Origin of the sequence: Qipengyuania citrea (assembly GCF_024171405.1) — a bacterium.
GTDB lineage: Bacteria > Pseudomonadota > Alphaproteobacteria > Sphingomonadales > Sphingomonadaceae > Qipengyuania > Qipengyuania profunda.
In genome coordinates, this window is the sequence record NZ_JALJZT010000002.1 from 2069698 (window position 1) to 2082213 (window position 12516).

Annotated in this window: 8 protein-coding genes; 1 reads left to right on the plus strand and 7 read right to left on the minus strand. The window is 66.2% G+C overall.

The window, feature by feature from the left end; translation table 11 throughout:
- Positions 1 to 4 precede the first annotated feature (4 nt).
- The 4 genes from msrB to J2S32_RS11090 all read right to left on the minus strand — a co-directional run bounded on the left by msrB (position 5) and on the right by J2S32_RS11090 (position 4242).
- Positions 5 to 502, minus strand: a complete 498-nt coding sequence (gene msrB, locus J2S32_RS11075; protein ID WP_253521230.1) for a peptide-methionine (R)-S-oxide reductase MsrB — start codon at positions 500 to 502, stop codon at positions 5 to 7.
- An 82-nt stretch (positions 503 to 584) separates the two neighbouring features.
- Positions 585 to 1925 carry a cytochrome P450 gene (locus J2S32_RS11080; RefSeq protein ID WP_253521233.1) on the minus strand — a complete coding sequence of 447 codons (1341 nt, stop codon included), beginning with the start codon at positions 1923 to 1925 and terminating at the stop codon, positions 585 to 587.
- Positions 1926 to 2059: 134 nt separating this feature from the next.
- Positions 2060 to 3265, minus strand: a complete 1206-nt coding sequence (locus J2S32_RS11085) for an ABC transporter permease (RefSeq protein ID WP_253521235.1) — start codon at positions 3263 to 3265, stop codon at positions 2060 to 2062.
- Positions 3262 to 4242, minus strand: a complete 981-nt coding sequence (locus tag J2S32_RS11090) for an ABC transporter ATP-binding protein (RefSeq protein ID WP_253521238.1) — start codon at positions 4240 to 4242, stop codon at positions 3262 to 3264. Before J2S32_RS11090 ends, J2S32_RS11085 begins: the two co-directional genes overlap by 4 nt.
- 66 nt (positions 4243 to 4308) lie before the next feature.
- Here J2S32_RS11090 and queG point away from each other — a divergent pair, with 66 nt between their 5' ends.
- Positions 4309 to 5349: a tRNA epoxyqueuosine(34) reductase QueG gene (gene queG, locus J2S32_RS11095; protein WP_253521241.1), complete on the plus strand. Its 1041-nt coding sequence runs from the start codon at positions 4309 to 4311 to the stop codon at positions 5347 to 5349.
- Here the strand turns inward: queG and J2S32_RS11100 are convergent.
- The 3 genes from J2S32_RS11100 to J2S32_RS11110 form a co-directional block, all read right to left on the minus strand.
- Positions 5346 to 6506, minus strand: coding sequence for a CaiB/BaiF CoA transferase family protein (locus tag J2S32_RS11100; RefSeq protein ID WP_253521243.1), 1161 nt, complete (start codon positions 6504 to 6506; stop codon positions 5346 to 5348). The genes queG and J2S32_RS11100 overlap by 4 nt on opposite strands.
- Positions 6503 to 7729 (minus strand): NAD(P)/FAD-dependent oxidoreductase, encoded by a 1227-nt coding sequence (locus J2S32_RS11105; RefSeq protein WP_253521247.1) that lies wholly within the window; start codon positions 7727 to 7729, stop codon positions 6503 to 6505. Before J2S32_RS11105 ends, J2S32_RS11100 begins: the two co-directional genes overlap by 4 nt.
- A gap of 70 nt (positions 7730 to 7799) precedes the next feature.
- Complete coding sequence (locus J2S32_RS11110; RefSeq protein WP_253521250.1) at positions 7800 to 12488, minus strand: NAD-glutamate dehydrogenase domain-containing protein; 4689 nt, start codon at positions 12486 to 12488, stop codon at positions 7800 to 7802.
- Positions 12489 to 12516: the final 28 nt, after the last annotated feature.

Here is a 12516-nt window from a genome sequence, read left to right on the forward strand (position 1 = left end):
TGATCTAGCTGGCGACGAAATCCAGCGCGGCGCCGTTGATGCAATGGCGCTTGCCGGTCGGCTTGGGGCCATCGTTGAAGATATGGCCCAGATGCCCGCCGCAATCGGCGCAGTGCACTTCGGTCCGCGGATAGCCGATCTTGTAATCGGTAGCGGTGCCGACCGCGCCCTTGTCGATGGCCTGCCAGAAGCTGGGCCAGCCGGTCTTCGAATCGTATTTGGCCCTGGAGCTGTAAAGCGTATTGCCGCAGCCCGCGCAGGTGAAGGTGCCCGCGCGCTGTTCGTCATTGAGCGGCGAGGAATAGGGCCGTTCGGTCCCCGCCTCGCGCAGGATCGCGAATTCCTGTTTGCTCAGCCGCTGGCGCCATTCGGCGGCCGTATATTTTACCCGAAATTCCTTCGCCTCTGCGGCGCCCGAGCCGCACGCGGCCAACGCCGCAAAGCTGGCAGAAACGCCGATCCAGCCAAGCAGGCGGCGGCGATCGAGGGACAGGTCTGTCATCGGGTGCGGTCTCATGGCGTGGAGGAATAGCCCCCCACGCCTGAACCTACGCTTGAACCGCGCGGCGGGTTACCGCCCGCCGTCAGAACTGGGTGACCTCGACCTCGAGCTTGCGGAAACCGTGCACGAAATTCGCCCGCACGCGCTCGATATCGCCCGCGACATGCACCCGGATGCGGCGCTTGTGCATTTCCTCGAGCAGGATCCGCAGCTGGAGCTCGGCCAGGCGCGCGCCGACGCAGCGGTGGATGCCATAACCGAATGCGATGTGGCGGCGGGCATTCTCGCGCGTCAGGTCGAGTTTGTCGGGATTCTCGAACACCTCCTCGTCGCGATTGGCCGAGAGATACCAGAGCACGACCTTGTCGCCCTTCTTGATCGTCTGGCCGAACACTTCGGTATCCTCGGTGCAGGTCCGCCGCATATGCGCGAGCGGGGTCTGCATGCGGAGCATTTCCTGCACCGCATTGGGAATCACGTCGGGGTTCTGTTCGAACAGCTTGCGCTGCTCGGGGTTCTTGTCGAGCTGGTAGACGAAGCCGCTCATCGAATTGCGCGTGGTGTCGTTGCCGCCCACGATCAGCAGGATCAGATTGCCCATGAATTCCTGCGGGCTCATCTGGTTCATCGCTTCGGAATGGATCATCATCGAGATGAGATCGTCGCCCGGTTCCTTGTCATGCGTGCGCTCGATCCACAGCGACTGGAAATAGGCCGCCATCTCGCTGAGGAAGCCCCAGCGCATCTCGTCGAGATCGCGCACGGTGGCGAGCTCGGTATCGCCCGCCCAATCGGACCAAAAGGTCAGCAGGCGGCGGTCTTCCCAGGGGAAACCGAACAGGATCGCGAGCATGCCCGTGGTCAGCTCGATCGAGACCTTGTCGACCCAGTCGAACACTTCGCCGCGCGGCAAGCTGTCGAGCAGTTCGCCGGTACGCTGGCGGATCTCGCCTTCCATCTCGGCCATGCCGCTGGGCGTGAACTTGGGCGCAACGGTGCGTCGCTGGCCGGTGTGCTGCGGGCGGTCCATGGCGATGAACATGGGCAGCTCGCGCCGCTCCTCGATCCCCGCCTCGGCCAGTTCCTCATCGGTCAGCCGGTTGAGGATGGTGATCCCGCCATGCTCCCAGCTGGAGGAAAAGGTGTCGGGCAGCGCCTCGATATGCTGGATCGCCTTGTGGCCGACCACCGCCCAATAGGGGCCGAAGGGGCTTTCGGGGATGTAATGGAGCGGTCCGGCTTCGCGCATCTCCTTGAAGATCGGCTGCCAGGTGTTCTCGGCATAGATGTCGCTGCGGCTGACATCCCATTTGTGCGGGTGGCTGAGGCGTTCCTCGGGGTGCTCCGCAAAATGCTTTTTCAGCGCTTCATGCGCTCTGGGTTCGGTACGGCATTGGGGGCGTTCGATTGCAGCAGTGGCCATGTCTCTCTCCTCGCGGGAGCGACTCCATCCGCCGCTCTCCCTCCTATGCCGCCCATCCTGCCTTAACTGACACGTGTGTCAATAGTGCGTTGCAAATCGCCACCCAACGAGGTCGTTGATCCAGATGCGAGTTCTTACGCGGGTTCGGTCCCGCCGACATGCCCCTTCACCGCGCGTCCGCCGCGGCCGGATTTCATCACCCGGCGGCGGAAGATCATCGCCCCGAAGCGGACGAACAGGATCACGCACAGCGCCTGCCAGCCAAGCGCGAGCGCATGCGGCCACAGCGCGTCCGACTGCGCCGCGCGCGCCAGCATGGCGAAGGGCGAGGACAGCGGGAAAATCGCGGCGAACAGCTCTATCGGCGAACCGGGGCGGGTGATCGAGGACGCGGCGAGGAAAAACACCAGCAGCTGCGCCATGGTGACGGGCATCGACAGCGTCTGCACCTCGCGCACGGTCGTCGCCATCCCGCCAATCGTCAGGAACAGCGAGCCGAGCAGCAGATAGCCCATCGCGAAATAAATAATCCCGAATAGCAGGAACAGCGGCCAGCCCAGCGCGGGTTCGGGCAGTTGCGGCAATGCGCTACCGGCCAGCAGGCCGATCGCCGCGCCCGCCCACACCGCAATGCCGACCAGGCTGATGCCGAGCATGGCAGCCAGCTTGCCGAGGAACACCGCGTCCATCGGGATGGCAGCGGCGAGCACTTCGATGATCTTGTTGGCCTTTTCCTCGACGAGGTTGGAAAGCACCATGCCCGCCAGCAGCATCATCAGCAGGAACAGCAGCAGCTGCCCCGCCTGCGCGGTACGGATACGGTCGCTGCGCTGCGCGGCGACACTGGTCGCGACCGGGCGCGCGGTAACTTCCGGATAGGCGGTTGCGGTCCTCGTACCGGCGTCGGCCGCGATCAGCGCGATAGGGCCGCTCCAGTACGCGATCGCGTCTGCCGGCGCCGTCAGCGCGGGCGCGGCCACCGTGCCGCTGATCACCGCGGTATAGTTCTTGCCCGGCTCGCGCAGAATCTGTTCGGGCGAGGCTGCGCTGGCGCTCGGCTGGAGTTCGGGCAGCGCCATGCCGATCTGCGGGGCGAGGCGCGCGCGTGCCGCGACCATCGCCTGCGTGTCGGCCTCGGCCATGGCGACCGCGACGACGCGGGTATTGGCGTCGCGCTGTACCTGCCCGCCGATCCCGCCTGCCAGCGCCCCGATAACGATCGGGAACAGCGGGCCCAGCAGGAAGAAGAAGAATGCGCGGCTGAACAGGATCGCGTGGAAATCGCGCTTGGCCACGACGCGCGCGGCTTCGAACAGCGACAGGCGGGTGGTGTCGGTCATCGCGTGGCTCCTGCGGCATGGTCTTCCTCGAGCGCGCGGGCCGCCGCTTCGCCGGCAATCTCCACGAAGGCATCGTGCAGCCCGGCGCGTTCGATCGACAGCGACAGGATACCGGCTTCGCCATCGATCAGCTGTTTGAGCAAGGCTTCGATCCCCGTCTCGGGAACGGGGAAGAACCAGAAATGGCTACCATCCGCCTTGGCATTATGCCGGGCATCCGCAGGGAGCGCCGCGCGCCAGGCCCCGTCGCGCTGGCGCGTCTCGAGCCGGACCTGCGCGGGGATGCGGTCGCGTGCGGCATCGACCGACCCGGCATAGGGGACCTTGCCGCCGGCAATGATCGCGACCTCGTCGCACAATCGCTCGGCATGGTGGATGACGTGGGTCGAGAAGATCACCGTGGTGCCATTGTCCGCCAGCTCGCGGATCATTACCTCGAGCTTGCCCTGGTTGATCGCATCGAGCCCGCTGAAGGGCTCGTCGAACACGACCAGACGCGGGCGGTGGACCAGCGTGCCGAGCAATTGCACCGTCTGTGCCATGCCCTTCGACAGCTGGCGGATCTGCCGGTCGACCGCATGGCCCAGGCCGTGGCGTTCGAGCAATTCGCGCCCGCGCGCCTTGCCTTCGGCGGTGGGCAGACCGCGCAAGGCGCCCATGAACGCGATCGCCTCGTCGCATTTCATTGCCGGGTAGAGCCCGCGTTCCTCGGGCAGGTAGCCGATCAGCTTGGCGACCTCGTGCGGGCGATCATTGCCGAACACGCGGCGCACGCCCTCGTCGGGATCGATAATGCCCAGCAGCATACGCAAGGTCGTGGTCTTGCCCGCGCCATTGGGGCCGAGGATGCCGTAGATCGCGCCTTCGGGCACGGCGATATCGACGCCGTCGACCGCCAACGTGCCGTCGAAGCGCTTGACCAGCCCGTGGGCCTCGATAGCGAGCGGGCGCTGGTCGCCAGCCGGGGGTCGCGTCATGGAGCCTGTCTCGGTAAGCATGCGCGCATGAGTAGTGGCTGGCAGTGAACGGGAGCACCCGCAAGCGTGGTTAATGCAGGATTGCAGGCGGAATTGCGCGCCGAGGCCCTCAGACTGGGTTTCGTCGCCTGCGGATTTGCGTCTGCTGCGCCCGACCCGCAGCGCGCCGCGCGGCTCGAACACTATCTGGGCGAAGGGCGGCACGGCGCGATGGACTGGATGGATGCGCGCAAACAGCAGCGCGCCTCACCGCAAGGATTATGGCCCGAAGCCAACAGCGTGATCGCGCTGGGGATGAGCTATGCGCCCGATGTGGACCCGCTGGCGCTGGCGGACGCGCCGGAGAAGGCGCGCGTGTCGGTCTATGCGCAGGGGCGCGACTATCACGACGTGGTCAAGAAGGCGCTGAAAGCGCTGGCCCGTTGGCTGATCGCGCGCGAACCGACAAGCGAACTCAAGGTCTTCGTCGATACGGCGCCGGTGATGGAAAAGCCGCTGGGGGAGGCGGCCGGGATCGGCTGGCAGGGCAAGCACACCAATCTGGTCAGCCGGTCGCATGGCAGCTGGCTGTTTCTCGGCGCAATCTATTCAACGCTCGAATTCGCGCCCGACCTCTCGCATCCCGATCGCTGCGGTAATTGCCGCGCGTGCCAGGATGCCTGCCCGACCGACGCGTTCCCCGCGCCCTACCAGCTCGATGCGCGGCGCTGCATTTCCTACCTCACGATCGAGCACAAGGGGCCGATTCCCGAGGAGTTTCGCGAGGCGCTGGGCAACCGCATCTATGGCTGCGACGATTGCCTCGCGGTCTGCCCGTGGAACAAGTTCGCCGATACGGCGCACCGGCACCTCAAGCTGGCGCCGCGCGAGGAGCTGATGGCGCCCGACCTGGCGAGCTTCCTGACCTTCGACGATGCGGGCTTCAGGCAGTTCTTTTCCGGCTCGCCGATCAAGCGGGTTGGGCGCGACCGCTTTGTGCGCAACTGTCTTTATGCGGCAGGGAATAGCGGTTCGGCAGCTCTCGCTCCGCTTGTCGAGGGGCTGCGCGGCGATCCCGATCCCGCGGTTTCCGAAGCTGCCGATTGGGCTGCGGCAAGGCTCGCCTAGCCCTCGCGGTAATCCCGGTCATGCTCGCCCAGCAGCGGGGCGGGCGCTGGATCGGGGGCTTCCCAGGCGGAAAAGCGCGACGGTTCGCGCATTTCGACCAGCGTGCCTTCGGTGGGATGTTCGCGGCGCATGAAAAAGCCCGACGCTTCAAGATGAGGCTCCTGCGCCATGTCGGCCATGTCGCGCACAGGCATTGCGGGGATCGCATTGGCGTGCATCAGCGCGACCAGTTCGTCGGTCGCGAAACCGGCGGTCAGTTCGGCAATGCGGGCATAGAGTTCGGCCTGCCCCGCAATCAGCCCTTCGAGAGTGGCGAAGCGCTCTTCTCGCGCGAAGGCCTCGTCGCCCATCAGCGCGATCACTTTGGTGAAATGGTCGAGCCGGTAAGGCACGATGCTGACATATCCGTCGCGGGTCGGGAACGGCTGGCGATCCGGGTCGACCTGGCGGCCATAGCAGGGCGGGCCGACGGGCGGATCGAAAGTGTTGCCGCCAAGGTGTTCCTTGAGCATGAAGCTGCTGAAGGCCTCGAACATCGGCACTTCGACATGCTGGCCTTGCCCGGTCCGCAGGCGGTGTACCACGGCGGCCATCACCGCATAGGCGGCGTGCAGCCCGGCGACCTTGTCGGCGATCAGCGATGGCAGGTAGCGCGGGCGCTCGTTGCCGTCCGCGCGCGGCAGCAAGGTGGTGGTGCCGCTCGCCGCCTGGATTACGTCGTCATAGGCCTGCAGCCCGGCATAGGGCCCGCCCGAGCCGAAGCCGACGCAATGCGCATAGATGATGTCGGGAGCAAGCGCGCGCACGCTGTCGTAATCGAACCCGAGCCGCTCGATCGCTTCGGCGCGGACATTATGGATGAAGATGTCGGCATCGGCGAGCAGGTCGCGCAGGATCGCGCGGTCGGCCTCCTGCTTGAGATCGAGCACCAGCGACTGCTTGCCGCGATTGAGCGCGATGTATCCCGGCCCCATCGCCTTGCTGTGCGCGGAGGGCGCGCCATAGCGGAACACGTCGCCGCCGGGGGCCTCGACCTTGATCACCTCGGCCCCGAAATCGGCGAGGATCTGCGTGCAATAGGGTCCGAAGACCACCGAGGTCATGTCGATCACGCGAAGCCCTTCGAGCATCGCGCGACCGTCCCCGGCTGCAATCACAGCATGTCCTTGAGCGGCACCGCGCTGTCGGCAAGCACTTCGGGATCCACTTCCGCGCGCGCCATCACCAGCTTGCGGCCCTGCACGTAATCCTTGGTGTTGTTGACGCAATCGAGCGCGATCACCACGCCTTCGCGCAGATAGACCACGCTGAACTTCTTGTCCGCCGGATCGCCGCGCAGCACGGTGGCATCATAGCCGATCGATATGCCGACGGTCTGCAGGCGCAGGTCGTACTGGTTCGACCAGAACCATGGGACCGCATCATAGGCCTGCTTGTCGCCCATGATCGCCTTGGCCGCGATCGTCGCCATGTCATTGGCATTCTGGACCGATTCGAGGCGGATGACCTTGTTGTCGGCGTAGGGGTTGGCGTGGCTGGCGCAGTCGCCGATGGCATAGATATTGTCGAGCGTGGTGCGCCCGTACGCGTCGACATCGACCCCGTTCGAACCCGCTGCCCCCGCAGCGATCAGCGGTCCCACAGACGGCACGATGCCGATCCCCGCGATGATCACATCGCAGGCGATCGTTTCCCCGCTGTCGGTCATCACGCCGGTGACGCGGCCATTCTCGCCGGTGATCGTCTCGACCGCGGTAGACAGGCGCAGGTCGACGCCCTGTTCGCGGTGATAGGCGGCGTAGAAGTCGGATAATTCGGGGCCCGCGACCCGCGCCAGCACGCGGTCGAGCACTTCGACCACGGTGACCTGGCAGTCGAGCTTGCGGAGCACTGCCGCTGCCTCGAGACCGATATAGCCCGCCCCGACGATCACTGCGCGCTTGGCCCCGGCGGCGAGCTCTTCCTTGAGCGTATCGACATCGCGCCGCGTGCGGACATAGTGGATGCCGGCATTGTCGCTGCCCGGGCACGACATGCGGCGGGCATCGCCGCCGGCAGCCCAGATCAGCTTGCGATAGGTAATCCGCGTGTCGTCGGACAGGCCCAGCTCGCGCGCGACCGGGTCGACCTCATTGACGTTGCGGCCGAGGCGCAGCTCGATGTCCTTGTCGGCCCAGAATTGTTCGGGGCGTATCTGGATACGCTCGAACGGCTTCTCGCCCGCAAGATATTCCTTCGAGAGCGGGGGGCGTTCGTAGGGCGGATTGCGATCGCGGCTGACGATGAGGACCGAACCCTCATGGCCGTTCTGCCGCAATGCGATGGCGGACTGGGCCCCGCCATGCCCCGAGCCCACGATGACGATATCGAAATGTTCCATCGCCGCGCTGGCTGGCGCGAAAACGCCAGCCGGTCAAGCCCAGCCGGTCATGCCCGGGTCGGGTGTGGTGCTAGCGGCCGAGCAGGTTGCGCGCCATGCTCGCGACCTGCGCCAGCATGGCCGGCGCGACCGGGGACTGGCCCTGCGCCCGCGCGACCATGCTGCGGAACCCGCGCACCGCAACGGCCTGCTCCTCGGCCCATTTGGCAACCGCGGCGGGCATGTCCTGCTTGGCATCCTTGCGCCGCGCGAGGCGCCGCAGCAGTTCGAGCCGCATCTGCTGGAAATCGCGCGCAAGGCCCGACACAAGCAGGCGTTCCCACACATCCGAAGGGCTCATCAGCGCGGCAGTCGACTGCGCCCAGTCGAGACCGAGCCGGCGGCCGATATCGGTGAAGGCTTCGGTCAGCCCGATCGGGGCGATGCCGGTTTCGCTGGCCAGCTTGGCGAGGCCCACCGCGCCGTCGAGATCGTAGAGATGCGCGACACGCGCGGCGAGCGCTTCGGGCGCCCCGGCGGCGATGAGCTGGTCGCACAGGCGATCGGATTGCTGGCGCGATTCGGCGCTTAGCAGTTCGGTGGTGGCGCCCGCGAGCTTGGCGACTGCCTTGCCGATATCGCCCACCAGCGCGCTCGGGTCGACGTGGCCCGAAGAGGTGCGCAGCACGTCCGAAATCAGATTTCCGGCTGCCGCGGCGATCCGGTCGAACAGCATCAGCCGGGCGCTTTCTGGCATCGCTGTGGCATCGATAGACGCCCATAGGTCGGGCAGGTCGAACAGATGTTCGGCAGCGACGAAAGCCGCGGCCACTTCATCCAGCTCGACGCCTTCCTCTTCGGCCAGTTCGAAGGGATGGATCATCCCCATGCGGTTGACGATGCGGTTGGCGAGCTTGGTCGCGACGATCTCGCGCCGCAATTGGTGGCCCGCGATCTGCGTCTTGTACTTCTTGCGCATCGGTGCGGGGAAGGCTTCGAACAGCGTTTCCTCGAGCAGCGCATCGTCGGCCAGGCTGCCGCGTTCGATGGCATCCTGGAGCACCAGCTTGGACGAGGATAGCAACACGGCCAGTTCGGGCCGGGTCAGGCCGGCGCCATCGGCCGCGCGCCGTTGCAGCGTCTGGTCGTCGGCCAGCCCCTCGGTCCGGCGGTCGAGATTGCCGCCCGCCTCGAGCGTCTGGATGATATGTTGCTGCGAGGCCATTGCGCGAGCTCCGCCGACTTCGGCGATCGACAGTGCCAGCGCCTGCAAACGATTGTCCTCGAGCACGATCCGCCCGACCTCGTCGGTCATCGATTCGAGCAGCGCGACCCGCTTGGGCTCGCTGAGCTTGCCCGCGCGCTTGGCGGCGGCCAGCGCGATCTTGATATTGACCTCATTGTCCGAACAATCGACGCCCGCCGAATTGTCGATAAAGTCGGTGTTCGAGCGTCCGCCGCCATGCGCGAACTCGATCCGGCCTGCCTGCGTGATGCCGAGATTGGCGCCCTCGCCGATGACCTTGGCGCGGACGTCCTTTGCATCCACGCGCAGCGCGTCGTTGGCCGGGTCGCCGACCTGGACGTTATTCTCCTGGGACGCCTTGATATAGGTGCCGATGCCGCCGAACCAGATGAGGTCGACCGGCGCTTTCAGGATCGCCGAGATCAGCGCCTCGGGCTCGATCGTGCCCTGCTCGATGCCCAGCTTCGCCTGCATCGCCTTGGACAGCTTGATGCTCTTGGCGTCGCGCGCGAAGACCCCGCCGCCCTTGGAAATCAGCGCGCTGTCGTAATCCTCCCAGCTCGAGCGGGGGAGCGCGAACAGGCGCTGGCGCTCGTCCCAGCTGGTTGCCGGGTCGGGATTGGGATCGAGGAAGATGTGGCGGTGATCGAAGGCGGCGACCAGCTTGATCGCCTTGGACAGCAGCATCCCGTTACCGAACACATCGCCCGACATGTCGCCGCAGCCGACGACTTCGACGGGCTCGCTCTGCACATCGACGCCCATCTCGAGGAAGTGGCGTTGTACGCTGACCCAGGCACCCTTCGCGGTAATGCCCATGGCCTTGTGGTCGTAGCCCTTCGAACCGCCGCTGGCGAAAGCGTCGTCGAGCCAGAAGTCCCGCGACTTGGCGATCGCATTGGCGACATCGGAGAAGGTCGCGGTGCCCTTGTCCGCGGCAACCACGAAATAGGGGTCTTCGCCATCGGTGATGACGACATCGTCGGGGTGCACGACCTGGTCGTCGACGATGTTGTCGGTGACCGACAGCAGCGTGCGGATGAAGGTCTCGTAGCTGGCGCGCCCCTCGGCCGCCCAGGCCTCGCGGTCGAGCGCCGGATTGGGCAGCTGCTTGGGATAGAACCCGCCCTTCGCGCCGGTGGGCACGATCACTGCGTTCTTGACCCGCTGGGCTTTCATCAGCCCGAGGATCTCGGTGCGGAAATCGTCGCGCCGGTCGGACCAGCGCAGGCCGCCGCGCGCGACGGGGCCGCTGCGCAGATGGATCCCCTCGACCCGGCGCGAATAGACGAAGATTTCGCGATAGGGGATCGGCTTGGGGAGATTGGGGACCTTGGCCGAGTTGATCTTGAAAGCCAGCGCTTCGGCCGCTGCGGGGGCGAAGGCATTGGTGCGCAGGATCGCGTCGATCAGCGAATTGTAGAGCCTCAGCAGGCGGTCGTCATTGATCGCCTTGACCTTGGCCAGGCCGCGCTTGATCGCGGCGCGCGCATCTTCGACCGCCTTGTCGCGTCCGGTACCGAATTCGGGATCGTGACGCGCGGTGAACAGCGCGATCAGCGCGCGGGTCACGTCGGGCGCCGCAGCCAGCGCATCGACCACGGTGTAGATGGTGAAGCCCATGCCCGCTTGACGCAAATAGCGGTAGAAGGCGCGTAGCCAGTTCGCTTCGCGCGCCGACAGGCCCGCTTCGGGCACCAGCCGGTTGAAGGGGTCGTTCTCCGCTTCGCTGTTGAGTACCGCGCTGACGGCTTCCTCGATCGCATCGGACCGGTCGATCAGCGCTTTGGGATCGGCACCCGGCTTCAGGTCGAGCAGGAAATCGTGGATCGTCCCCAACCGGCCCTCGTCGAGCACGGTGGGCATTTCGGACCGCACGTAGAAACCGAAATCTTCCAGTGCTGGCACGCCTTCGGACAGCGGCAGGCTGCCTTCCGACTGGTAGAGCTTGAGCCGCAGGCACCCCTGTACCTCGCGGTCGCAGAAATACATCCGCGCGCCGCGCACCACTTCCTCGCTTTCAAGGCTCGCACCGAGTTCGTGCAGGCGCGCGATGTCGAGCGCCGCCTCGCGCGGGCCATAGCGGCCGCGGAATCCGGTGGGGAAATGGTCGGCGAAGCGCATGGCGAGGCCCGCCGCGCGGCTCGGCTCCTCGATCGCGCCAAGCTCGGCCTCGACCGCTTCGCTCCAGCCGCGCAGCAGCGTCTGCATCTGCTCCTCGAGCTGCGCCTGGTCGGGCGCCTGGTCGCCATCGCGAATGTCGAAAACGAAGCGGATGGTGGCGAGATTGCCGCCTTCGACCTCGAGGCTCCAGTCGAGCAGCCGCGCCGAGGCGGCTTCCTCGAGCAGCGTCTGGATTTCCAGCCGCACCTGTGTCGCGACCATGTCGCGCGGCAGCCAGACGAAAGCGAAGAGGTGGCGGGCCAAAGGCGCCTCGACCAGCGCGAGGCGCGGGCGTGGGCGATCGACCAGGCTCATCATCGTCGTCGCGACGCGTTCGACGTCTTCTTCCGAGAAGCCGATCAGTAGATCGTGCGGGAGGGTGGTCAGCGCATGGACCAGCGCCTTGCCGGCATGGCCGGTGTCGTCGAACCCGTGACGGCTGCGCAGCGTATCGAGCTGGCGGCGCAGGCGCGGCACGCTGCGCGGCGGCGCGGCGAGCGCGGCGCTGGTCCAGACCCCGGCATGGACCGAGAGCGCGACCGGCTTGCCCTGCTCCTCGATCGGCACGATCAGCAGGTCGAGCGGGACGCGGCGATGCACGTTGCTGAGGTGGTTGGCCTTGATGATCAGCGGCCGGCGCTGGTCGGTGCCCGCTTCGAACCAGGCGAAAGCGCGTTCGTAGGAGGCTTCGGCGAGCAGCACTTGCGCGCTGCGGCGGCAGATGCCCAGCTCGTTCTCCTGGCGCCCGTCGCGGTGACGGGTGACGTGACCCAGCTGGGTCAACATGCCCGAATTGAGCCAGTCGAGCAGCTCGGCGCCTTCATCGTCGGTTGCCGCGATCCGCTTTGCATCGCTCGCCATGGCCTCCTGCAGCGCGGTCCAGTCGGTGACTGCCGCGCGCACGTCGGCAAGCGTTTCCTTGAGCGTTTCCTGCAACTGGCGGCGGGTCTTGGCATCGACGCGCGCGGCCTCGATGTAGATCATCGATTCCCAATAGGCCTCGTCCGGATCGCCTTCGGGGATGCCGGTCAGCCGTCCGTTCTTGTCGCGCTCGACCGGGATGACCGGGTGGACCAGCCGGTCGATCGACAGGCCCAGCGCGGCAATCGTCGCGGCGACCGAATCGACCAGGAAGGGCATGTCGTCATTGACGATCGCGATCCGGGTCAGGCGCCGTTCGTCGCTAACGCTTTCGATCGCCATGGCCGAACGCCCAAGCGTACGCTGTACGGCCAGCTGCCCGACAAATTGCGCGGCGTCGCCAAGCTGGGTCTTGTCGAACGGCGTGTCGCCGCTGAGCAGCGACAGGCGCATTCTCTCGGTGATCGCATTCTGGAGGGTTTTCGGAAGGACGGCAGTTGTCGAACCCATAAGGGGCCTCTCTCCTTGCGGCGCATGA